Annotated in this window: 19 protein-coding genes and 1 pseudogene; 6 read left to right on the top strand and 14 right to left on the bottom strand. The window is 64.2% G+C overall.

The window, feature by feature from the left end; genetic code table 11:
- Positions 1–12 precede the first annotated feature (12 nt).
- The 5 genes from J2T21_RS09200 (at position 13) to nrdF (ending at position 5,701) form a co-directional block, all read left to right on the top strand.
- The gene (locus J2T21_RS09200) at positions 13–843 is read left to right on the top strand and encodes a bifunctional hydroxymethylpyrimidine kinase/phosphomethylpyrimidine kinase (RefSeq protein ID WP_307580678.1); all 831 of its coding nucleotides are present in this window, start codon (positions 13–15) and stop codon (positions 841–843) included.
- An 830-nt stretch (positions 844–1,673) separates the two neighbouring features.
- Positions 1,674–1,919, top strand: a complete 246-nt coding sequence (gene nrdH, locus J2T21_RS09195) for a glutaredoxin-like protein NrdH (RefSeq protein WP_071216467.1) — start codon at positions 1,674–1,676, stop codon at positions 1,917–1,919.
- Between the two features lie 49 nt (positions 1,920–1,968).
- Entirely contained in the window at positions 1,969–2,451 is a 483-nt protein-coding gene (gene nrdI, locus J2T21_RS09190) for a class Ib ribonucleoside-diphosphate reductase assembly flavoprotein NrdI (protein ID WP_307580676.1), read from the top strand.
- The gene (nrdE, locus tag J2T21_RS09185; RefSeq protein WP_307580673.1) at positions 2,448–4,589 is read left to right on the top strand and encodes a class 1b ribonucleoside-diphosphate reductase subunit alpha; all 2,142 of its coding nucleotides are present in this window, start codon (positions 2,448–2,450) and stop codon (positions 4,587–4,589) included. The genes nrdI and nrdE overlap by 4 nt, the downstream gene beginning before the upstream one ends.
- 131 nt (positions 4,590–4,720) lie before the next feature.
- Positions 4,721–5,701, top strand: coding sequence for a class 1b ribonucleoside-diphosphate reductase subunit beta (gene nrdF / locus J2T21_RS09180; protein ID WP_307580671.1), 981 nt, complete (start codon positions 4,721–4,723; stop codon positions 5,699–5,701).
- 665 nt (positions 5,702–6,366) lie between these two features.
- Here the strand turns inward: nrdF and J2T21_RS09175 are convergent.
- Both J2T21_RS09175 and J2T21_RS09170 read right to left on the bottom strand, forming a co-directional pair.
- A complete protein-coding gene (locus tag J2T21_RS09175; protein WP_307580669.1) occupies positions 6,367–7,203 on the bottom strand; it encodes a formate/nitrite transporter family protein in 837 nt (278 codons plus the stop codon).
- A gap of 222 nt (positions 7,204–7,425) precedes the next feature.
- Positions 7,426–8,028 carry a helix-turn-helix domain-containing protein gene (locus J2T21_RS09170; protein WP_307580667.1) on the bottom strand — a complete coding sequence of 201 codons (603 nt, stop codon included), beginning with the start codon at positions 8,026–8,028 and terminating at the stop codon, positions 7,426–7,428.
- A gap of 110 nt (positions 8,029–8,138) precedes the next feature.
- Between J2T21_RS09170 and J2T21_RS09165 the strand changes: the two genes are divergently transcribed.
- Positions 8,139–9,101: an NAD(P)/FAD-dependent oxidoreductase gene (locus J2T21_RS09165; protein WP_307580665.1), complete on the top strand. Its 963-nt coding sequence runs from the start codon at positions 8,139–8,141 to the stop codon at positions 9,099–9,101.
- Positions 9,102–9,189: 88 nt separating this feature from the next.
- Here J2T21_RS09165 and J2T21_RS09160 read toward each other — a convergent pair whose 3' ends face one another.
- The 12 genes and pseudogenes from J2T21_RS09160 to J2T21_RS09105 form a co-directional block, all read right to left on the bottom strand.
- Complete coding sequence (locus J2T21_RS09160; RefSeq protein WP_307580663.1) at positions 9,190–10,368, bottom strand: serine hydrolase domain-containing protein; 1,179 nt, start codon at positions 10,366–10,368, stop codon at positions 9,190–9,192.
- Positions 10,369–10,376: 8 nt separating this feature from the next.
- Positions 10,377–12,113 (bottom strand): ABC transporter ATP-binding protein, encoded by a 1,737-nt coding sequence (locus J2T21_RS09155; protein WP_307580661.1) that lies wholly within the window; start codon positions 12,111–12,113, stop codon positions 10,377–10,379.
- A 2-nt stretch (positions 12,114–12,115) separates the two neighbouring features.
- Positions 12,116–12,997: an ABC transporter permease gene (locus tag J2T21_RS09150; protein WP_307580659.1), complete on the bottom strand. Its 882-nt coding sequence runs from the start codon at positions 12,995–12,997 to the stop codon at positions 12,116–12,118.
- Entirely contained in the window at positions 12,994–13,941 is a 948-nt protein-coding gene (locus J2T21_RS09145) for an ABC transporter permease (RefSeq protein ID WP_373457911.1), read from the bottom strand. The genes J2T21_RS09150 and J2T21_RS09145 overlap by 4 nt, the downstream gene beginning before the upstream one ends.
- Positions 13,942–13,949: 8 nt before the next feature.
- Positions 13,950–15,470, bottom strand: coding sequence for an ABC transporter substrate-binding protein (locus J2T21_RS09140; protein WP_444939667.1), 1,521 nt, complete (start codon positions 15,468–15,470; stop codon positions 13,950–13,952).
- A 115-nt stretch (positions 15,471–15,585) separates the two neighbouring features.
- Positions 15,586–16,026 (bottom strand): thioesterase family protein, encoded by a 441-nt coding sequence (locus J2T21_RS09135; protein WP_307580655.1) that lies wholly within the window; start codon positions 16,024–16,026, stop codon positions 15,586–15,588.
- Positions 16,023–16,997 (bottom strand): 3-hydroxyacyl-CoA dehydrogenase NAD-binding domain-containing protein, encoded by a 975-nt coding sequence (locus J2T21_RS09130; protein WP_307580653.1) that lies wholly within the window; start codon positions 16,995–16,997, stop codon positions 16,023–16,025. The genes J2T21_RS09135 and J2T21_RS09130 overlap by 4 nt, the downstream gene beginning before the upstream one ends.
- Before the next feature lies 1 nt (position 16,998).
- The gene (locus J2T21_RS09125) at positions 16,999–17,886 is read right to left on the bottom strand and encodes a 3-keto-5-aminohexanoate cleavage protein (RefSeq protein ID WP_307580651.1); all 888 of its coding nucleotides are present in this window, start codon (positions 17,884–17,886) and stop codon (positions 16,999–17,001) included.
- Positions 17,883–18,761: a TetR family transcriptional regulator C-terminal domain-containing protein gene (locus tag J2T21_RS09120; protein WP_307580649.1), complete on the bottom strand. Its 879-nt coding sequence runs from the start codon at positions 18,759–18,761 to the stop codon at positions 17,883–17,885. The genes J2T21_RS09125 and J2T21_RS09120 overlap by 4 nt, the downstream gene beginning before the upstream one ends.
- A 57-nt stretch (positions 18,762–18,818) precedes the next feature.
- The gene (locus J2T21_RS09115) at positions 18,819–19,034 is read right to left on the bottom strand and encodes a hypothetical protein (RefSeq protein ID WP_307580647.1); all 216 of its coding nucleotides are present in this window, start codon (positions 19,032–19,034) and stop codon (positions 18,819–18,821) included.
- A gap of 304 nt (positions 19,035–19,338) precedes the next feature.
- Positions 19,339–20,088: pseudogene (locus J2T21_RS09110) on the bottom strand (PhzF family phenazine biosynthesis protein).
- Between the two features lie 158 nt (positions 20,089–20,246).
- Positions 20,247–21,791, bottom strand: a complete 1,545-nt coding sequence (locus J2T21_RS09105; protein WP_307580645.1) for a hypothetical protein — start codon at positions 21,789–21,791, stop codon at positions 20,247–20,249.
- Positions 21,792–22,004 lie beyond the last annotated feature (213 nt).

Here is a 22,004-nt window from a genome sequence, read left to right as displayed (position 1 = left end):
GCAGCGCGTCCCATGAGCCCGGACCTGCCCTACGAATTGGACCGACGCCCGGTTGCCGCCGTCGTCATCAGCTCCCAACTGGCCTTTGGCTCGGTGGGAAACACCGTGATCGGCAGGATGATTGAACGGGCCGGGCACCGGGTCGTCTGCATCCCGACCGTCATGTTCAGCAACCTGCCCCACTATCCATCGCTGGCCGGGGGAGCGCTGGACGACGGCTGGCTCGGCGGGATCCTTGATGACCTTCTGGCGCGTGCGGTCCTCGGGGAAGCAAAGTTCGTCTGTGTCGGGTATCTGGCGCATCCGGGCCAGGCAAGAATCATCGGCGAATGGTTTTCCCGGGTGCGCGAGATCAACCCCGGCATCCAGCTGGTGGTGGATCCGGCCATGGGGGATGAGGATGTCGGCCTCTACACGGCCCCCGAGGTCGTGGACGGCTATGTCAAGCACCTGATCCCCTTGGCGGGCGCGGTCACGCCCAACAACTTTGAGCTTGGATTGCTCACCGAGGGACGCGGCGGCCACTCGCCGGAAGAACGGGCGCGGTCGCTGCTGACCCCAACGCTCCGATGGGTTGCTGTCACCAGTGCCGCACCCTCATCCGGCCCCGGTGCCGCGACCGTGGACACGCTGCTGGTCACGGATGCGGGAACACGTTTGGTGAAGACCCCACTGGTTGAAAGCCGGGCCAAGGGTGCAGGGGACTGCTTCCTGGGCACAACCGTGGGTGCCTTGCTGAACGGGTGTGGCCTCGAAGAGGCGATTGCCGCCGCTGCGAGCGCCACCGCCAGGGCGCTGGCCGGCGAAGACCCGTATTTTTCGCGGAGGCCCCCGACGGCGTAATTTTGCTTTCTGCTGGAACAACCCCACGTGGGTTGCCGCTCACTGTAGCCTTTCTTGGCGTCGGCCTGAAACGCCGGTGAAGTGCCAAGGGCAAGACTGGTCGATGAAGGGCCGGCCCGCCGTCACGTTCCAGACCGCCATGCTGTTGGCGTTTCCTGCGCGGGACCGCGAGACGAGCGCGGTGGAACCCGGCGGGACCGGGCCAACTTCAGGTTTGGCTGACCGAAGGCGCCGGCAAGTTCGTCCGGCAGTCGCCCGGGGAGGGTCCTGCCCGGGCGGGCGGCTGTCGTCGGGAACGGCTTTTGCCTCCGGTTTGGGCCGTGCAGGCCGAACTGCACCATTTGTGGGGGAAAGTGCGGTGTCGGGTCGGCCGGGGCACTACCCGTAGTGCTAATGTTCAATCGGCCACGCCATATCTTGTGGTTCGACGGCTAAAGATCGACACGCCGTGCCGAACGACACGCCAACTCTTTTATCTCTGGTCGATTGCTCCACAGGGTGTGGATAGATTTTCGATTTCGTTGGATTCACGCGGTTTAACGAGGGATGTTTATCCACAGTGCTTGTGGACTGCCGGTGAGTTGAATGACAGGGGTGTAATACATCATGTTGGGGTCTAACCCTCGGGGTCCCACTAGATGTAGTATTGAATTAGCTGGTGAGGCCTAGTGCGCGAACTTCCGGAATACGGAGAAATGTACGAATCTCCGCCCCCGAAGGCTTCGTAGCCGCCGGGACACAAAGTCCGTATGCATCACTCCCGCGGGGAGCGCGCATAGGGAACCAGCCACAACACATACACAGATTTTTGCACGAGGGGATTTACGGACATGACCGTCACGGTTTACACGAAGCCAGCATGCGTACAGTGCAACGCAACCTACCGAGCTCTTGACAAGAAGGGCATCGTTTACCAGAGCGTTGACATTTCGCAGGATCCCGCTGCCCTGGAGCGCGTTCGTGCTTTGGGCTACATGCAGGCACCGGTTGTCATCACTGACGCCGACCACTGGTCGGGCTTCCGCCCGGACAAGATCGACGCACTGGCCCAGGAAATGGCCTCGTCCGTAGCCTGACCAGCCACACCCAGCCTTACCGATTCGAGTAATTGCGAGGCGATCAAAAATGCCTAGTTCAGCGTTGGCCACACCACCAATGCATGACCACGCCGTGCCGGCGGAGGTACTTACCAACAGCAACTTGATCTATTTCTCCTCGGCTTCCGGTTACACACACCGGTTCATGGAAAAGCTCGATCTGGATTGCGCCCGCATTCCGTTGAAGAACCGCGATCCACACCTGGTGGCAAGCGAGCCGTTCGTGCTTCTGCTTCCCACCTACGGTGGCGAAAAGGGAGAACGGTCCATCCCGCCGCAGGTCGTAAAATTCCTCAACGATGTACGCAACCGAAACCTGTTACGAGGCGTAATAGGTGCCGGAAACACCAACTTTGGAACCACCTATTGCTTGGCCGCGATCAAGATCGCAGCCAAATGCAAGGTTCCGCTTCTATACAAATTTGAACTGATGGGCACTCCAGAAGATGTGACCCGAGTTCGCGAAGGATTGGAAGTCTTTTGGACACGAAAGTCGCAGAACCTGAAATGAAGCAAGATTCTAAGGAATTGCCCGCAGCTTTTCAGGGCCTGGGTTACCACGAGCTGAACGCCATGTTGAACCTGTACGGTTCCGACGGACGCATCCAGTTCGAGGCAGACCGTGCCGCAGCACGTCAGTACTTCTTGGAGCACGTGAACAACAACACCGTGTTCTTCCACGACCTCGACGAGAAGCTCGAATACCTGGTCAAGCACGAGTACTACGAGCGCGAGACGCTCGACCAGTACACGATGAACTTCATCCGCGACCTTTACCGCGGTGCCTACGCCAAGAAGTTCCGCTTCGAGACTTTCCTGGGCGCCTTCAAGTTCTACACCTCGTATACCTTGAAGACCTTTGACGGCAAGCGCTACCTCGAACGCTACGAGGACCGGGTCTGCATGGTTGCCTTGCACCTGGCCCGCGGCGACGAGAAGGTGGCCATCGCCCTGGTCGACGAGATCATCGAGGGTCGCTTCCAGCCGGCGACCCCGACGTTCCTGAACGCCGGCAAGGCCCAGCGCGGCGAGCTCGTTTCGTGCTTCCTGCTTCGCATCGAAGACAACATGGAATCGATCTCCCGTGGCATCAACTCCTCGCTGCAGCTGTCCAAGCGCGGCGGCGGTGTCGCCCTGTCGCTGACCAACGTCCGCGAACACGGTGCCCCGATCAAGCAGATCGAGAACCAGTCCTCCGGCGTCATCCCCGTGATGAAGCTTCTCGAAGACAGCTTCTCCTACGCCAACCAGCTTGGCGCACGCCAGGGTGCCGGCGCGGTCTACCTCAATGCCCACCACCCGGACATCCTGCGCTTCCTGGACACCAAGCGCGAGAACGCCGATGAGAAGATCCGCATCAAGACCCTCTCCCTGGGCGTTGTGGTTCCGGACATCACCTTCGACCTGGCCCGCAAGAACGAGGACATGTACCTGTTCTCGCCTTACGACGTCCAGCGGGTCTACGGCGTGCCCTTCAGCGACATCTTCGTCACCGAGAAGTACTACGAGATGGTCGACGATGCGCGCATCAAGAAGACCAAGATCAATGCCCGCGAGTTCTTCCAGACCCTGGCAGAGATCCAGTTCGAGTCCGGTTACCCGTACATCATGTTCGAGGACACGGTAAACCGCGCCAACCCGATCAAGGGCAAGATCTCGATGAGCAACCTGTGCTCGGAGATCCTGCAGGTTTCGACCGCCTCGGAGTACAACGAAGACCTGAGCTACGACACCGTTGGCAAGGACATTTCCTGCAACCTCGGGTCGATGAACATCGCCAAGGCGATGGACGGCAAGAACCTCGGTGCCTCGATCGAAACCGCCATCCGCGCGCTTTCGGCCGTCTCCGACATGTCGTACATCAACTCGGTTCCCTCGATTGCCCAGGGCAACGCCAAGACCCACGCCATCGGCCTGGGACAGATGAACCTGCACGGCTTCCTGGCCCGCGAACGCGTCCACTACGGCTCGGAAGAAGGGTTGGACTTCACCAACATCTACTTCTACACCGTGGTGTTCCACGCGCTGCGTGCCTCGAACCTACTGGCCATCGAGAAGAACGAGGCCTTCGAGGGCTTCGCCGACTCGAAGTACGCCACCGGCGAGTACTTCGACAAGTACACCGAGGCCGAATGGGTTCCGGCCACCGAGCGTGTGCGCGAGCTCTTCGCCGGGATCGACATCCCGACGCAGGACGACTGGCGTGCGCTGAAGGCCTCCGTCATGGAGCACGGCATCTACAACCAGAACCTGCAGGCCGTTCCGCCGACCGGGTCGATCTCCTACATCAACAACTCGACCTCCTCGATCCACCCGGTGGCCGCGAAGATCGAGATCCGCAAGGAAGGCAAGATCGGGCGCGTCTACTACCCGGCTCCCTACCTGACCAACGACAACCTGGAGTTCTACCAGGATGCGTACGAAATCGGCTACGAGAAGGTCATCGACACCTACGCCGTTGCCACGCAGCACGTGGACCAGGGCCTGTCCCTGACCCTGTTCTTCAAGGACACCGCCACGACCCGCGACATCAACAAGGCACAGATCTACGCATGGAAGAAGGGCATCAAGACGCTCTACTACATCCGCCTGCGCCAGATGGCCCTCGAGGGCACCGAGGTCGAGGGCTGCGTTTCCTGCGCGCTCTAAGAGCTGCCGATTCACACAAGGTTGCCAGGTAGCGATAACCTGACGACCGAATGCGTACGACGGCGGGTAACCACCCGCCGTCGTACGCGCACCCGCAAAACCCAAAAACTTTAGTATGAAGAGGGACGGAAATGACTGAGAAGCTAAAGCTGGCCAGCCACGTCGAAGCGATCAACTGGAACCGCATCCAGGATGACAAGGACGTCGAGGTTTGGAACCGCTTGGTCAACAACTTCTGGCTGCCGGAGAAGATCCCGCTGTCCAACGATGTCCAGTCGTGGGCAACGTTGACCGAGGCCGAGAAGCTGCTGACCATGCGCGTTTTCACCGGCTTGACGCTGTTGGACACCCTGCAGGGCACCGTCGGCGCGGTCTCGCTGATCCCGGACGCGCTGACCCCGCACGAGGAAGCCGTGTACACCAACATTGCCTTCATGGAATCGGTGCACGCCAAGAGCTACTCCTCGATCTTCTCGACCCTGGCCTCCACCAAGGAAATCGACGAGGCATTCCGCTGGTCGACCGAGAACGAGAACCTGCAGAAGAAGGCCCAGATCATCGAGGGCTACTACTACGGCGAGGATCCGCTCAAGCGCAAGATCGCCTCGACGCTGCTCGAGTCGTTCCTCTTCTACTCCGGCTTCTACCTGCCGATGTACTGGTCCTCGCGGGCCAAGCTGACCAACACCGCAGATTTGATCCGCCTGATCATCCGCGACGAGGCCGTGCACGGCTACTACATCGGCTACAAGTTCCAGAAGGGCCTCGAGCTCGAGGGAGTGACCGAGGAGCGCAAGCAGGAGCTGAAGGACTACACCTTCGAGCTGCTCTTCGAGCTCTACGAGAACGAGGTCCAGTACACGCATGATCTCTACGACGGTGTCGGTCTGGCCGAGGACGTCAAGAAGTTCCTGCACTACAACGCCAACAAGGCGCTGATGAACCTGGGCTACGAAGCCATGTTCCCGGCATCGGTCACCGATGTGAACCCGGCGATCCTTTCGGCACTGAGCCCGAATGCGGATGAGAACCACGACTTCTTCTCCGGATCCGGATCCTCCTACGTGATCGGCAAGGCCGTGAACACCGAAGACGAGGACTGGGACTTCTAAGTCCCACCCCAACCGTTTCGGCCCAAGGGCGCCAGCTTCCCGCAACGGGAGGCTGGCGCCCTTGCTTTGCACCGCCCGTGGTGAGCGGGCGCAATCCGGGGCGACGCGGGGGATTTGCCCTGTGGAACCCTGCCGCGCCGGATGAAGGTGCCGCCGCGGCGTAGTTCGGGAGCAGCGTCGAATAGGCGCAAAGCCACCGGTCGTCCGGTGAATGAAAATTTCGGTCACCCACTCATCGGCAACGAATGACGATCCGTGCCAGCTACCCCTGTAGGCGCAGTGGGCCAGCACCACTGCCACGTCGCCATAGACCCTTGTCTCGAACACCGCGCAGTCCGTCTGGGGGCGGGGCCGATTTTCGGATTCGACGGACGCGTCGTACCCATGCTCGTTTACCCGCTCCGGGGAGCGAGCATACTTCATTACGGCTCGGCGAAGGATCCGATCCTTGGTGGATCGTTGGCCACGATGGCTCCGGCCCATTGCTCAAGAAGCGGTTGGGCAAGGCACAACTGGTGATGTCCAGGTGGGCAGCATGGGCTCGCTTTGGACGGCGGACAAAGCGTGGGACGTGGTTCCGGGAAAAGGATCGGCATTCGGCCAGCCGAAGTAGCTGTCTCGTGAACCTTTTTACACGTCGCGAAGGTGCGACACCATTGACCCTCTCACCGTGCCGCATCCGGATCCTCGGGGGCGTTCTCCCGGCGCTCGAGAATCAGCTCCTTGTTTCGCAGCAATCGCAGCGAGGTGACCAGCAGCAGCCCGCCAAGAACGTTGAACAGAAGCGTGTAGCCGAACCAGCCCAGCCAATCCAGGTAGCTCACGTGGACCCCGGCATGGATGGCGCCGAAAATCAGCAATGAATCCAGGATGGAATGGAACAACTGCAGCCCGGCAAGCAGGAAACCACAGGCAACGGACACCACCATTTTTGCCACATCCGAGTCGGTGCCTTGTTGCATGCGTGTCATCAGCGTAATGGTGCTGCCGCCAAGCACCGCCAGGCAGACCGACTGCCAGTTGAACCCGGCCTCCACGAAATGCCTGGCGGCGGTTTCCAGTTCGGGTTTCCATTGCGGGAACGCCTGCACCACGAGCCACATGAAGGCCCAGCCCCCGACGAGGTTCATCAGCAATGTTCCGCCCCACAGCTTGGCAAGCTGGCTTAGGCTGGCCTCCTTGGCCGCTACCGCGGCGATCGGCACCAGAAAACCCTCGGTGAAAAGCTCGCTCTTGGCAAGAAGCAGGGCAACAAGCCCGATGCCGAAGGCAAGTCCCGCCAGCAGGTGGTTGTCGGTCTCGTGCAGCACAGCCAGATAGGCCATGACGCCCAGGCCCACTTCCATGCCGCCAAACGCCCCGGTGACCAACATCGTGGTCCAAGTTCTTGCCAGCCGTTGGGCGCCTTCTTCGACGATTCGGTTGAAAGACTCCTCGATTTCTTCTTCAACAGGAGCGTCGTTGTTGCCGAGTTGTCTCCGTCGCTCGGTTCCGCTCATCATGTCCGCCTTCCTGATGGTTCAAGCTATCGAAATTTCTGGAGTCCAGGGGATACCTGCGGGTGACGGACCCTGTGGGGGGGAGCCGCGAAGAGTGCTGGAGGCAACTAGCCGGTTTGAGACAACACTAGCGGGTTGGATTGTCTCGCGGGGTGCGATTCCCCAGGTTATTTCCGTCTAGATGCGTGCTGCAGCAATCTGCGTAGACATCGGTGTCCAGGCACCTTAGGAAGTCACTGCAGTCTTTTTGGCGGGCCGGGCGCGCACATGCATGCGCTCTCCCTGTGATCCGAAGAGGCTGAGGAACTCCACCGCTTTGTTGTCCGCTCGTCCAAACCAGTGCGGGGTGCGCGTGTCGAATTCTGCGGCCTCGCCGGCGGGCAGGATCAAATCGTGCTCTGCCAGCCGCAGCCGAAGCTTGCCCTTGAGGACATAGAACCATTCGTAGCCCTCGTGGGTCTGCAGTTCGGGGTTGGCCACCGGCTTGCCGGCGGGGATCAGGTGCTTGAAGGCCTGCAGTCCGCCTCCCGACCCGCGGCTCAACGGCAGGATGGTCATGCCGTGTTGGGTGATCGGCTTGATGTGGATGCGCGGATCCCCGGTGGCCGGAGCGCCAACCAGATCGTCCAGGGGCACTCCGTGCGCGCGTGCCAGTGGAAGAAGCTGTTCCAGCGTCGGCCGGCGTTGGCCAGATTCCAGCCGCGAGAGTGTGCTCACCGAGATCCCGGTTTCATCCGAGAGCTCCTGCAAGGTGGCCTTGTTGTTCAGTCGCAAGCCGCGCAGGCGGGAACCAACCTGGGCCAGCGTGCGTTCGACGTCCTGTTCCATGCTCCCATTTTGCCATACCAGCAAAAAAGGTTGCACTTTTGCGGAGGCCGGAGGCATCGTTGAATGTGCACACGGAACCAGCCGTGCGGCAGGACCAAGGAGATTGAACCATGGACACGATGCAACCGGAATACGATGCCGCAATCATCGGAGGGGGAGCGGCGGGCCTGAGCGCCGCGCAGGCACTGGGACGTTCACGTCGCAAGGTCGTGGTCATCGATGCGGGCGAACCGCGAAACGCCCCTGCCGAGGGCGTACACAACTTCCTTACACGCGATGGTGTGCCGCCGCTCGAATTGCTCCGGCTGGGACGAGCGGAACTTGAGCCGTACGGCACCGAGTTCCGTAACGGCCGCGCCCTGGGTTTCGGGCGCGACGACGCGGGATTCACCATCACCCTTGACGGTGGGCGGGAAGTTTCGGCAAGGCGATTGATACTGGCCGCCGGGATCAGGGATACGCTGCCCGAGGTCGAGGGCCTTGCCGAGTACTGGGGCAAGAACGCGCTGCACTGCCCCTATTGCCACGGCTGGGAGGTCAGGGACCGGGACATAGCGGTTCTCGACAGTTCCTTTGCAGTCCACCAGTCCCTGATGTTCAGGCAATTGAGCGATCGGGTCACCTTGTTCACCACACCGGACCGTGTTTTTGATGCGGCGGAGCTGGAACGGCTGGAAGCACGCGGCATCGAAATCGTGCCGCGGGAAATCAACGCGGTGCGCGGCGATGGCACACGCCTGACCCATCTGCTCTTCCGGGACGGAAGCGAGCAGGCGGTCGATGCCCTCGTCATCATGCCCCGTTTCGGGGTTGAGCTCCCTGGACTTGCTGCGTTGGGGCTGCAGGCCACTGCGCACCCATCGGGCATCGGCACCTTTGTGGCCACGGACGAACTTGGCAAGACAGCTGTTCCGGGATTGTGGGTGGCGGGCAACCTGCGGGAGCCCATGGCGCAAGTAGTCATGGCTGCCGCCGACGGGCTGCGTGTGGGAGCCCAGGTCAACGCGGAGCTGATCGAGATGGAGATCGACGCGGCCGTATCGGCTCGACGCGCCGAAGCGGCCACCGTCTAGAACAGCGGTGATCCTGGCCGCGGGGCCGGTTCCGCCCGGCCGCCGCTCCCACTCGGGCCATGGCAGGAGGGATGCAGTCCTCGATGGATCAAATGGTGCGGGCCAGGGCCCCCAGCAGGTCCTTGGCCCGGCGGTCCTGATCCTCTGCAAGCATTTCATTGGTCAAGAACGAGAAGCCGATGTTCTTTCCGGTCCATGCTCCGTGCAACCCGCCTCCGGCTCCGGAATGGCCGAAGGCCGGGGTGACCGGACCGTAGGTCCCCAAGGGATCGGCCAACTCGAAGCCAAGCCCGAAGCGCAGGGGCCGGTCGTTGACCGCGTCCACGCCCTCGGACCAGGTCGCCGTGGAGGAGTGCAGCCCCCGGGCGGAAACCAGCGGTGAAAGCGGCGCGGCCAGTTGCGAATAGAGGGATGCCATCGCATCGGCGGTGCCGATGCCGCCGCCGGCTGCCATCTCCGCGCGTCTCATCTCCGGCGAATTGAACGGGTCCCCGTCACCGGTGAGGGAGCCGGCATACATCCGGTCCACGATCTTCCGCCGCTCCGGGTCCTGGAGGAACGTGGAAATCGCATAGTCCTTCGAGCGAAAAATGGTTGCCAGCCGCTCGTCCAGGAATTCGGGGAGCCCCAGATGCAGGTCCAGCCCGAGGGGTTCGGCGAGCAGTTCGCGAACGAGCTGCCCCGGGGTCTTTCCCGTGATCCGGAAGAACAGCTCCGCCACCAGGTATCCGTAGGTCAGCGCGTGATAGGCGACCTTGGTGCCCGGTTCCCACAAGGGGGACTGAGCTGCCAAGACCGCGGCCACGGCACGGTTGTCGTATCTCAGGTGCAGCCCCGGGTCCGGGTCGACGTAGACCAGGCCGACGGTGTGGCTGAGAACGTGGGCCACCGTCGCATCCTGCTTGCCCGAAGCCGCGAATTCAGGCCAGTAGGAGGCCACGGTGGCGTCCGGGTCCAGCAGGCTGCGGTCAACCAGGATCGCGGCAATGGTGGCCATCAGGCCCTTGGTCCCGGAAAACAAGACAGCCATCGTTGATTCCGTCCACGGGCGCGACACCCCGGTGCCTGCGGCGGGGGAATCTCCGTCCCTGACGGTGGTGCCTCCGTAGAAGCGGGCCAGGGGCTGGCCTTCGCGGTACACGCACAGTGCCATTCCACCGTCCGCGGCCGCCAAGTGCCGTTCGAAGACCCCTGACAGCATCTCGAACCCGGCTTGGGGCAACCCGTCATTGTGGCCGGCAAACGGCTTTTCGCATGGTGCATTCATGGTGTTCCTTACTTGAACGTCGGGACGTTGGCCAGCAATTCCTGCGTGTAATGGTGCTGCGGGTTGTCCAGGACCTCGTCGGTGGTTCCGATGTCCACGATCTTGCCCTTTTGCAGGACCGCCAGACGCTGGGAAATGTGCCGGGCCAGGGCAATGTTGTGCGTGACAAAGAGCATCGACATGTTGTGGTCGGTCTGCAGCGTGCGCAACAGATCCAGTATCGAGGCCTGCACCGAGACATCCAGGGCGCTGGTGATTTCGTCGCAAACCAGCAGCGAGGGGGCGTTGACCAGCGCGCGGGCAATCGCAGCACGCTGGCGTTCACCGCCGCTGAGGTCCCCGGGGCGGCGTTCCATGAAGCGTTCGCCGAGCTTGACCTGGTCCAGGGCCTCGCGAACCAGGGCGCGGCGCTTGCGCTTGTCGCCGATTCCGGACATCTGCAACGGGACGCCCACGGATTCGGCAATCGTCCGGCGCGGGTTCAACGAGGAGAACGGCGACTGGAAGACGTACTGTATGCGGCGCCGGTCCTCGGAGGAACGTGCCCGCGTGCCGGTGGCCAGTTCCTCGCCGAAGAGCTCTATCGAGCCGGTGTATGCGTCGTTGAGTCCCGCCACGCAGCGTGAGAGCGTGGTCTTGCCCGACCCCGACTCGCCCAGCAGCATCATTGACTCGCCCTCGAGCAGCTGGAATCCGATGCCGTCCAGGACCTGGTGTTCCCCGTATGAGTGTGACAGGTCGCGCACGCGCAGCAGCGGGTGCGGATCGGCCGCAGCGGGCGTGGCCCGGTGCCCGGTGCCGGATAAGGGCTTGGCGTCATCAACGAGGGCCGTGGAGCCGGTGGTGTCCGGGACACCGTGCGGGCCGGGGACGACCAGCGGCTGTTCACCGGTGATTGCCTCCACCTGGCCCACGCGGCGCTTGCCGGCTAGGTCGGGAACCGCGGCAAGAAGCCTGCGGGTGTAGCCGTGCCGCGGAGAATACAGCACCTGGTCGGTGGCCCCGTGCTCCACGATGTCGCCCGAGAGCATGACGGCGACCTCGTCGGCGATCTGCGCCACCACGGCCAAATCGTGGGTGATGTAAAGCCCCGCAACCTGGTGCCGTTCGGCCAGCTCGTCGATTGTTTGCAGCACCACGGCCTGGGTTGTGACGTCCAGGCCGGTGGTCGGCTCGTCGAGCACAATCACCGACGGGCGGCAGGCGAATGCCATGGCGATGCCCACGCGCTGCTGTTGCCCGCCCGAAAGCTGGTGGGGATAGCGACGCTGATAGGCACGGTCGTTGGGCAGCCCAACCTCGGCCAGGACTTCGGCAACCCGCAGCCGGTGTTCGGAATCGGTGGCACCGATTTGGTGCACGCGCAGGGTCTCGGCAATCTGCTCGCCGATGCGCATGGACGGGTTCAGCGACAGGGCCGGGTCCTGGGGCACATAGGAGATGGTCTTGCCGCGCAGGCGCCGCAATTGGTGATCCGGCAAATCCAGGATGTTTCCCGCTTCCCCGCCTCCCAGGGACACCGTCCCGGTGCCCTTGGCCAGCCCCTGCCGGAAATGCCCCATGCACGCGAGCCCCGCGGTGGTCTTGCCCGAGCCGGATTCACCGACCAGGGCCAGGATGCGCCCGGGCTGGAGGGTGAAGCTGACCCCGTGCAGGATTTCCACCCCGGCATCGGTTTCCACCCGCAGGTCGGTGGCGCACAGTGCACTGGTGGTGACCTGGGTTTCCATGGTGTTGGTGCTCATGCTCATTTCCCCGCATTCATGTTGGCCGAGGCCCGCGCGAGCGAGTCGGTCAGGAGGTTGGTTCCCACGGTCAACACTGCGATGGCCGCAACCGGAAGGAGCACGCCCCAGGGCTGGACCACAAGTGCGATTCTGCTTTCGTTGATCATCAGCCCCCAGTCGGCGGTGGGTGGTTGCATGCCCAGTCCCAGGAAGGACAGCGCGGCGACAAAGCCGATCGAGTAGGTCATGCGCAACCCGAGTTCGACCATCAGCGGACCGGTGATGTTGGGCAGGACCTCGGTGAGCAGGATCTTCCACTTCGGCACCGCGTACATTTCACTGGCACGGATGTAGTCCTCGGTGATCACCGACGCGGTGGCCGAACGGGTGACCCGGGCAATGCGCGGGGCGTGGGTGATCCCGATGACCACCACGAGCACCCAGCCCTGCGGGCCGAGGACGGTGATGGCCAGCAGTGCGAAGACCAGCTGCGGCAGGGCCAGCAGCACGTCGTTGCCGCGCATGACCAGTGCATCGACCCGGCCGCGGGAATAGGCAGCGGTCATGCCCACAGCAACCCCGACGACCATGCCCAGCGCGGTCGCGAGCGCCGCATAGATGATCAGTCGCAACCCTCCGTCGAGGAAGCGCGAGAGCACATCCCGGCCCAGGTTGTCGGTGCCGAACACGCCGGTGTCCGTGAACGGGCGCCCCGTGAACTCGGTGCTGGTGTGCCCGGTCAGCCAGGGCAGCAGCAGCGGGCCGGCCAGGGCGACCAGCAGCACGGCCAGGGTCAGGACCATGCCGACCTTGGCCTGCCGCTGGCGCATCATTCGCGCCAGGAGCCGCGGCGGGCGGGAGACGGCAACGCCCTGTTCAACTGCATCATCGACGGTGCTCATGCGGCTTTCTCCGTGCGTAGTTTCGGATTCGTGAAGATTCCCACCAAATCGGCCAGCAGGTTTACCACGATGTAGGCTGCGGCGATCAGGATGGACAGCGCCTGCACCACCTGTACGTCGCGGTTGGCGACCGCATCCACCAGGGCCTGGCCGATGCCGGGGTACCGGAAGAGGAATTCGATCACGACCACGCCGCCGGCCATCCAGGCCAGCTGGATCGCGATGACCTGGGCGACCGGGGCCAAGGCGTGCGGCACCGCGTGCCGCAGGACCACCTGGCGCTCGGGCACCCCCTTGAGGCGTGCCATTTCCACAAACCCGGAATCCAGGACCTCAAGCATGGTGGCGCGCATCATCCGGACGATGTACGGGGTCACCACCAGGGCGAGGGTGATGGTGGGCAGGACCAGCTGCACCGGATAGTTCCACACCGCCTCGCCGGGCGGTGCCATGGTCACCGAGGGAAGGATCTTGAACACGGAGGTTGAGAACAACGCAACCAGCCCGATGCCGATCACGAACTCGGGCAACGAGGCCAGCACCAGTGAAATGCCGGTGCTGGCGTTATCGAAGGCGCGCCCGCGCTTCAGGGCGGAGAAGGTGCCCACGATGATGCCCACCGGAATGGAAATCAGTGCGGCCAGGCCCATCAGTACCAGCGAGGATTGGATGCGGTCGGCCAGCAGTGCGGTGACCGGGCCGCCGGTGGCCGCCGAATATCCGAGGTTTCCGGTGAACAGGCCGCCGAGCCAGGTAAAGTACCTGACGAAGACCGGGTCGTTGAGGTGCATTTGCTCGCGTAGCGCGGCCAGCCGTTCGGGGGTGGCCTGCTGGCCCAGGATGGCCTGGGCGGGGTCGCCGGGCAGCAGCAGCGTTGCCACAAACACCAGCAGGGAAACGATGAAGAGGATGATCAGGCTGACCAGCAGCCGTTTGGCTATCATTCGGGTGATCACTTGGTAACTCCGATCCATGCGCGGCGGAACTCGAAGCCGGACAGTGCCAGGCCGGTCTTGTTCGGAATCAACCCAGCCACGTATTTCTGGTAGGCGTCTGCCTGGTTGGGGTGGCCCCAGATGATGTATCCGCCGCGCTCGTATTCGATCTCCTGTGCCTGGGTGATCAGTGCATTGCGCTTGGTTTCATCGACCTCGGTGGTGGCGGCCTCGACAAGCTGCAGGAATTCCGGGTCGTCCCAATGCGTTTCGTTGAACGGACTGGTGGGCAGCGAACTGCTGTTGACCTGGGGCAGGAAATTGCGCGTGTACCAGAAGTCCTGGGCGAAGGTCCACGAGAGGTAGTCGTCGCCGAAGAAGGTGGTGGTGTCCACCCTGCGGATCTTCACCCGGATCCCTGCCGCCTTGGCTTGCTGGGCGAACACCTGGGCCGCTTCCACGGCACCGGCCTGGATCGGTGCCGTCACCAATTCGATATCCAGTCCGTCGGGGTAGCCGGCCTCGGCAAGCAGTTCCTTGGCCCGGCCGATGTCCTGGGTGCGTTGGGGCAGGTTGCCGGCGTAGCCGGGATCGAATGGTGCGTAGAGGTCGTTGCCCAGGGCCCCGTTGCCGCTCAACACCTGTTCGATCATTTGTTGCCGGTCCACCGCCAGGCGGAAGGCCTGGCGCACCCGGACGTCGTCAAAGGGGGCCTTGTCGATGCGCATCGTGAACGGAAGCCAGGCCCCGGTCTCGGAATTCAGGATGCTGATGCGAGGGTCGGCGGCGATGACTTCCAGCAAGGCCAGCGGGATCTGGCCGATTGCATCGACCTGGCTGGAGAGCAGGGCATTGAGCATTGCGTCGTCGTCCGAGAAATTCAGGATGACCAGTTCGTCCAGGTACGGCTGGTGGTCGCGCCAGTAGCCGTCGTTGCGGATGAACACCGAGCGGAGCCCGGGATCGAAGCTGTCGGCCTTGAATGGTCCGGTGCCAACGGGGTGGGCCACATCGAAGTCCGCCGGGACGATGCCCAGGGCGTACTGTCCGAGCGAATCGTCGAACGTGGCGGTGGGCGTGTTGAGCCTGAACTCGACGGTCAGGTCGTCGATCACCTTGACCTCGTCGAGGATCGAGAGGGCCGCGGCCCCGCTCTTGGGATCCTCGGGGTTGGTGACCCGGGCAAAGGTGGCGGCCACGTCGGTGGCGGTGAGGGGCCGGCCGTCATGGAAGTTCACCCCGGGCCGCAACGCGACGGTCCACACCCTGGCCGTGGCATCCGGGATGGCGCTAAGGGCCAGCAGGGGCTTGAGCGCGAAATCCTCATCCCGGTACAGCAGCGATTCGTACAGGTTCACCACGCGGGCGATGTCGGTGGTGCTGACGGGGGAGTGGGGATCAAGCGTGTCCGCGGCCCCGCCGCCGGCCAGGCCCACCCGCAGCGATCCTCCCCTCAGCGGTTCCCCGGCGGGGGCTTCCAGCACAGAGGCTTCGGGCGAACCGCAAGCGGTGAGCAGCAAGCCCAGTCCCAGGGCCACTCCACCGCCCAGAAGCGCTCGGCGGCTTGGCGCGGGCCCGGAGCCCGGCATTCGTTCAAATGGTGATGTAGCGGAATTCAAGGCGTACTCGATTCTCGTGAAGGGCGCGAAGGATTCAGGCGGTGATGGACCGGCCACTCCAATCCGGGGTCCCATGCGGGTGTCCGGCAATGCTCCCCAGGATGTCGGCCGGGAAGGGAACCGTTCCACCGGTTCCCTGGTCCACGTGCAGGCCCAGCACTTCTTCCGTAGCAATAAGTTCGGCCCCTCGGCGCATTTCGTGGGCCAGGTGCAGCTTCTTTGGCCCCGATGCAACGATGACGGTGGTGATGTCGAGCTCCTCGTCGAGGGAGGCCTCCCGCAGGTAGCGCACATGCGCTTCGACCGTGTACAGCGAACGGGCGCTGGAGCGGCGGTAGGACTCGTCCATGCCCAGCGCGTCCATGGCGGCGGTGGTCGCGTCCCCGAAGGCCAACACGTAGTAGGCCTCGGACATGTGCCCGTTGTAGTCGATCCACTCGGGCTTCACGGCGCAGCGGTATGGGGGCAGGCTCATGTGTTGCGCACCCGGCCCGGATTCCCGATGCCATCGATCGCCTGGCGCACGGCAATGATCGCCGCATCGCGGGCGGCGACCAGCTCGGCGATGGTGCGCCCGGCGGCCTCGTCGTCGCAGCCGTCGATCACGTCCCGGCGGAGCTTGTCCGTCAGTTCCGGGGCCTCGAGCCGGGTCCAGGGGGACTTCAGCGACGGGCCGAAGTGGTCGAGCATGTGGGCCATCCCGCCCTCGCCCCCGGCAAGGTGGAAGGTCAGCATGGGGCCCTGCAGCGGCCAGCGCAATCCCGGCCCGTCGGTGATGGCCAGGTCGATCTGTTCCACGGTTGCCTCGCCGTTGTCGACCATGTGCAGGGCCTCGCGCCAGAGGGCTTCCTGCAGCCGGTTGGCAATGAATCCGGGAACCTCGCGGTCCATGGTGATCACGGACTTGCCGATGAACTCGTACCAGCCCGAGGCCCATGCGGTGGCCCTCGCGTCGGTGTCCCGGCCGCCAACGACCTCGACCAGCGGGATCAGGTAGGGAGGATTGAACGGGTGGCCAACGACCAGCCGGGACGGGTCGGCGGCGTCGACGGCCATTTCGGTCATCCCGTAGCCGGAGGTGGAGGAACCAACGACCACGTTCCCGGGGGCCGCCGCGGCGATGCGCGCCAGCAGGTCCCGCTTCAGCGCGAGGTCCTCGGGCGCGCTTTCCTGGATGAACCCCACGCCCTCCAGGGCCTCGGACAGGTCGGCGTGGACGGTGAAATTGTCCTTGGACGCGTTCCCGGCCAGGCCGAGCGCGGTCAGTGCCGGCCAGGCGGCGTCGATGAGCCGGCGCAGTTTCGCCTCCGCGTCGGGCGAGGGGTCCCAGGCGCGCACGGCCAGCCCGCGGGAGAGGAAGTAGGCGGCCCAGCCGCCGCCGATGGTGCCCACGCCGACGCAGGCCACGGTGGTGATGTCGGTGAATTCGGGGTAGTTGCTTTCCATGCTAGGCCGCCTTGTCGAGCTTGAGGATTTCACGGGCTTCGTCGGGGGTGGCCACTAAGTGGCCCATCGACTCGACGATGTCGATGGCGCGCGCGGTCAGTTGCGCGTTGGTGGCCTTCACCCCGCGCGAGAGGTAGAGGTTGTCCTCGAGGCCGACGCGGACGTGGCCGCCGAGCAGCACCGATTGGGCGACCCAGGGCAGCTGGTTGCGGCCGATGGCGAACGAGGTGAACTCGGCGCCGGCGGGCAGCATGTTCACCATGGCCTGGAGCAGGCCGGAGTCGACCGGGGCCCCATAGGGGATTCCCATGCACAACTGGTACAGCGGCGGGGGAGCGATGAGTCCCTCCTCGACCATGACGTTGGCAAACCAGAGGTTTCCGGTGTCGAAGATTTCCATTTCCGGCTTCACCCCCAATTCGCGGATCCGCGCCGCGCCCTCGCGCAGCATGTCGGGGGTGCTGACGTAGAGCTGGGAGCCTTCGCCGAAGTTCAGCGAACCGCAGTCGATGGTGCAGATTTCCGGGCGAAGTTCCTCCACATGCGCCAGGCGCTCGAGTCCGGAGACCAGGTCGGTGCCGGGCAGGTGCACGGTGGGGTTCGACGGGTCGATGAACAGGTCCCCGCCCATGCCGGCGGTTAGGTTGATGACCGGGTCCACGTCGGAGGCCGCCACCTGGCGGACCACCTCGCGGTACAGGGCCACGTCGCGCGAGCCCTGCCCGGTGGCGATGTCCCTGACGTGGATGTGGACCACGGAGGCCCCGGCCCGGGCGGCGGCGATGGCGTCGGCGGCGATCTGGTCCGGGGTGACCGGGACGTGTTCGCTGCGCGAGGTGGTGTCCCCGGCCCCGGTGAGGGCGCAGGTGACGATGACTTTGCGGCTCATGGTGTGGCTCCTTGTTTCTTGATGATGTTTCTGTCGATGTACCCGCACACATTTGCGAACATCTGACTCGAAGTCAGTTGCCCGGTCAGCACCTGGATGCCCATGCCGTCAAACATGGCGGTCAGCTCGGCGGTGAGCGTGGACGGATCGTGTTCCACGAAGTGCCCGGTGGCCTGGCCACTGGCGATGATTTCCCGCACCGTCGTCACCCACCGCCGGTACCCGCCGGAGTGGGTGTCCAGGCCCTCCTCGTTGACGGCCAGCTTGGTCCAGGTCTGCAGCCAGATCGACCATTCGGCGCGGCCCTCCAGGCCCAGTGGAAGCTGCAGTTCGATCAGCCGCTTGAGCTGGCTCACCGGATCGGAGATGGGTTGAAGCTCGGCGACCTGGCGGTCGTAGGCGAGCTTCACCGAATAATGCAGTGTTTCGGTGAAGAGTGCCTGCTTGGTCGGGAAGTAGTAGTGCACGGTCGGCGTACTGATCCCAACGTCCTTGGCGATGTCGGCCATGCGGACCGCGGCAAAGCCCTGCTGGGCGAACAGCCACCAGGCACGTTTGATGATGCTGCGCCGGCGCTGGGCATGCTTTTCGTCCTCCCGGTGCCGGGCCGGAAGTGTCCCGGGTGAGGGTGCCGCAGAGGGTGCCGGCGCCGAGTCGGAACCGGTGATCAGCCAGTTGGCCGTCACTCCGGTGACGGTGGCCAGCGCCACGATTTCCTCGCTGGTGAATTTCCGTGTCCCACGCAGGGACTTGGACAGCTTGGACTCCTCGAAGCCGGTCAGCTTCGATATTTCGCGCTGGGGCAGGCCGGTGTTGCGGATGGCCTCACGGGTGCGCTCGGCAATTGCGGATGGGCTCTTGGCGGGTTCGTGCATCCTGCCACACTAGGCCAAGCTTTGCGCTTTCCGCAATAGACCTGATCGCAAGTCAGTTCAAAGTTGCGATTTTGTTGTCGGATTGTTGCCCAGGGTTGTTGCTTCTGGGGCGTGGGCATGAAACACCGGGCGAATCTTTGTGGGACGCAACGGCGTGACGCCGCATGCTCGAAGATCCGGGTGCGGTTTGTGGCGGAGAAGGCCGGGCGGCATCGATGGTTCATGCCGGTCGGTCGTCGCGTCGATGTTGAAGGCGCCGTGGTTGGCCAGCACCCACACAGTGCACCGGGAAGCTTCCTTGGGTTCGCCAACGGAACCCGCGGACCTGAGGGCACACGAACTCCAGTGGCCCTCGGGGCGAGGCTTTCTGAAGCCCGGGCGGGAGCAACGCAGGGGGTGTATCAGGGACCCGCCGGCCGGCATCCGGAAGCAAGGAATGCTGGATTCACTTCATCGTGGTCAGGCCGCATGTGCCCCGGGAATCCGCCTGCCGGCTTCTAGATCTCGATCGTGCCAGCGATGCAGCCCCGGGCGTTTCCGCCAACCCAGATGGCACCGCCTTCAACGTTGAGGTGGATCAAGCCTCGGCGGCCGAGCACCTGCCCCTGGGAGGCCACATAGTTCGGGGGAGCAAGGCCTGTATCGGCAGCCATTGCGCAAAGCCCGCGTTCAGGCGTCCGGTCGCGGGATCCTCCCACGCCGCCTCCCCTCCAAAGAACGCGCGCACCTCGAATTGCGACTCGGAACCGGCCGCATGCGGACCAATCAGTCCGATTTCGAGGTCGTCCAATTTTTCGGGATCGGGACGCAACGCCAGCACGGCCTCCGCTGGGCCAAGGCGTACGCCCAGCCACCTGGGCCCGTTGACCAGCCAGGAAAAGTCAAGGATGTCTGCGCGCGGGATCTCCAGGTCCTTGGCAACACGGTCGAGGAGCTCTTCCGTGACGGCCTCGTATCGGATCGATGGCGGTGCCTCGAACGCCATGCGCCCCTCGGCAACACGCACCCGCACCAGCCCTGCGGCGCACTCCTGCACAACCAGCCCTTTTGCGGGCACGGCGCCGCGGGCATCGAGCCAGGCCTTGGCCGAACCCAGTGTCGGATGCCCGGCAAATGGCAACTCTTCCTTGACGGTGAAGATCCGGACCCGCTAGTTGGCCCGGGGATCTTCAGGGGGGAGCTGGAAGGTGGTCTCGGACAGGTTGGTCCAGTTCGCAAACTGTTGCATGTCCTCGGTGCTCAGCCCTGCGGCATCATGGACCACGGCGAGCGGGTTTCCCCGGTATGGTGCTGTCGAGAAGACGCCACCTTCGCTGTGCCGGCGCATTTCCAGTCCGCAAATTTAACAGAAATCCAAGTGGACGCCATGTTTTCAAAGCTGCCGCGTCCGCAGGTGCGCGTCGATGTTGGGCTTCGCCCAGGGGCCGGGTTCCCGGGATTCGCGGTGAAGCCTGCCGGCACCGAAAGCAGCGCATGGAATCGCCGTCAGGACGCTTGGCCTTCCGGCGGCCGACCGTGGTGGCCAACGCGCACCCACGCCGGACCGCCGACGGCCTTGGCGCGGATTGCCCGCGTGGCAGCGGCGAGCGACACGAAGGCGTGGTCCTCGGCGAAGGCCAGGTAACCGGTGCCCGGCCGGGCCACGAGGACCCCGGAGGAGAGCAGCTCCCTGCGGAATTCGTTGGTTCGCACGGAAACGCTTGAATGCGACCTTGCCTGGGCCAGCGAGCCCTTGAGCACCACGGCGGTGCCGTCGGGCAGGACGACCGCCTCCGCATGAAGGCCGCCGGCGGAGCCGAGCTCGTGGGTGGCCGCTCGCGTTGCGGGGATGGGACCGGGCTGCCGCGGATCGGCTGGGGGCGCGAGCTGTTTTGTTTCGAGGTGATCGGCGGTGATCCGAAGAAGCTCGGCGGTCAGGTTGCCGCGTGAGCGCATCAGGATGATGAAACTGATCGCGAACGTCAGCAACAGGGGCAGCGACGCCGCGATCCACGCAATCTGCCCGCCGTACGGCGTTTCGAGGGAATCGGGGTGCAGCGCCCCAATCGTGGGTACCAGGGCAATGACGGAGATGACCAGTCCGACCGCACCGTAGGCGTATGACTTCTGCCGGTCGAAGCGGTCGCGAAGCTTGTGGATCCGCTCTTCCTTCCGGGCCAGCGCCGCATCGCGGGCCATGCGCACCTCGGCTTCGGCGCGCCGCTGCCGCTCCGCCGCCTCGCGTTCCTCTTCGAGCGACCCTTCCCGCTGCTGCGCCAGCGCTTGTTGAAGCACGGGGATGACGGTTGTGGCATCGGCATGGAGCCGGCGCAGTTGCCCGACGAGCGGCCCGACCAGATCGAATTCCGTCCCGGGAGCCGGCACCTGCGTGCCGACGGAGACGTAGGTGCTGGTGATTCGGTGGAGCAGCGCGGTTCCCGACACCTGCCAGAAGGTGAATTCGGCCTCGTCGCCACCGGCGGGACCCTCGGCCCAGCTGCGCAGCCCCTGGGACAGCCGGTTCACGTTGGCCTCCAGCCCGAGCCGAAGGATTGCGGGATACTCATGGCTCGCGGAATCGATGCGGCTGAAGGAAACGACGGGCCCGCCCGGCGCGGGGGAATCCACCAAAAGCCCGGCCCAGTCCGGCGAACCGTCCCCACTGGACTGCTGCGTTCCGTCCAGATGCGGTGCAGCGAGCGGGAGCCGGGGGAAGATATCCAGAAGCCCCATCCCTCCGGCCCCGCTTCCCTGGAGCAGGGATTCGATGGTTTCGGCGAGCTCGCCGCGCGTGATTTTCCCCGGGGGCGGCGGGGCCGTGGTTCCGGTGGACTCGATCGTGACGACCGGACAGCACCCCTGGATCCACCAAAGTTCAAGGGTCAGGGCCTCCGGGGTTCCGGCGGCCGGGAAGGAACGTTGGGCACTCGGCAGGTCGGGGTCGCCGGAGCCCGGGAGCGAGGAGAAGGGAATCGGATCGATCCGGGTCCCGAGCGGTGCGTGCCCGACGTCGGGATCGTGCTCGAGATCCACTGCAAAGGCGATTTTCATGGTCCCCCACCTGCGGTTGATGTTTAGAACATCCTGGTGGGGGAACCATTTCTTGGGTTGCAGGCACTGCCTTGGCCGGGTCTGGCGGGTTTTTCCCAGTGCGGTGGCCGTGAATGTTGGCGGTACATCAGCAGGCACCTGGTCGGCACGACGTGGTCGGGTTTGGTGGAATTGGCCAGGGCGGATCCCTCCATTGAACTTCGATGGGCCCGG

The sequence above is a fragment of the Paeniglutamicibacter psychrophenolicus genome, assembly GCF_030812255.1.
GTDB lineage: Bacteria > Actinomycetota > Actinomycetes > Actinomycetales > Micrococcaceae > Paeniglutamicibacter > Paeniglutamicibacter psychrophenolicus_A.
This window is presented reverse-complemented; position numbering and strand designations above follow the sequence as displayed.

Excerpts from the sequence above, each read along its gene's own strand:
- J2T21_RS09200 (WP_307580678.1), top strand. The coding sequence starts at position 13 with ATGAGCCCGGACCTGCCCTACGAATTGGACCGACGCCCGGTTGCCGCC.
- nrdH (WP_071216467.1), top strand. The coding sequence starts at position 1,674 with ATGACCGTCACGGTTTACACGAAGCCAGCATGCGTACAGTGCAACGCA.
- nrdI (WP_307580676.1), top strand. The coding sequence starts at position 1,969 with ATGCCTAGTTCAGCGTTGGCCACACCACCAATGCATGACCACGCCGTG.
- nrdE (WP_307580673.1), top strand. The coding sequence starts at position 2,448 with ATGAAGCAAGATTCTAAGGAATTGCCCGCAGCTTTTCAGGGCCTGGGT.
- nrdF (WP_307580671.1), top strand. The coding sequence starts at position 4,721 with ATGACTGAGAAGCTAAAGCTGGCCAGCCACGTCGAAGCGATCAACTGG.
- J2T21_RS09175 (WP_307580669.1), bottom strand. The coding sequence starts at position 7,203 with ATGATGAGCGGAACCGAGCGACGGAGACAACTCGGCAACAACGACGCT.
- J2T21_RS09170 (WP_307580667.1), bottom strand. The coding sequence starts at position 8,028 with ATGGAACAGGACGTCGAACGCACGCTGGCCCAGGTTGGTTCCCGCCTG.
- J2T21_RS09165 (WP_307580665.1), top strand. The coding sequence starts at position 8,139 with ATGGACACGATGCAACCGGAATACGATGCCGCAATCATCGGAGGGGGA.
- J2T21_RS09160 (WP_307580663.1), bottom strand. The coding sequence starts at position 10,368 with ATGAATGCACCATGCGAAAAGCCGTTTGCCGGCCACAATGACGGGTTG.
- J2T21_RS09155 (WP_307580661.1), bottom strand. The coding sequence starts at position 12,113 with ATGAGCACCAACACCATGGAAACCCAGGTCACCACCAGTGCACTGTGC.
- J2T21_RS09150 (WP_307580659.1), bottom strand. The coding sequence starts at position 12,997 with ATGAGCACCGTCGATGATGCAGTTGAACAGGGCGTTGCCGTCTCCCGC.
- J2T21_RS09145 (WP_373457911.1), bottom strand. The coding sequence starts at position 13,941 with ATGATAGCCAAACGGCTGCTGGTCAGCCTGATCATCCTCTTCATCGTT.
- J2T21_RS09135 (WP_307580655.1), bottom strand. The coding sequence starts at position 16,026 with ATGAGCCTGCCCCCATACCGCTGCGCCGTGAAGCCCGAGTGGATCGAC.
- J2T21_RS09130 (WP_307580653.1), bottom strand. The coding sequence starts at position 16,997 with ATGGAAAGCAACTACCCCGAATTCACCGACATCACCACCGTGGCCTGC.
- J2T21_RS09125 (WP_307580651.1), bottom strand. The coding sequence starts at position 17,886 with ATGAGCCGCAAAGTCATCGTCACCTGCGCCCTCACCGGGGCCGGGGAC.
- J2T21_RS09120 (WP_307580649.1), bottom strand. The coding sequence starts at position 18,761 with ATGCACGAACCCGCCAAGAGCCCATCCGCAATTGCCGAGCGCACCCGT.
- J2T21_RS09105 (WP_307580645.1), bottom strand. The coding sequence starts at position 21,791 with ATGAAAATCGCCTTTGCAGTGGATCTCGAGCACGATCCCGACGTCGGG.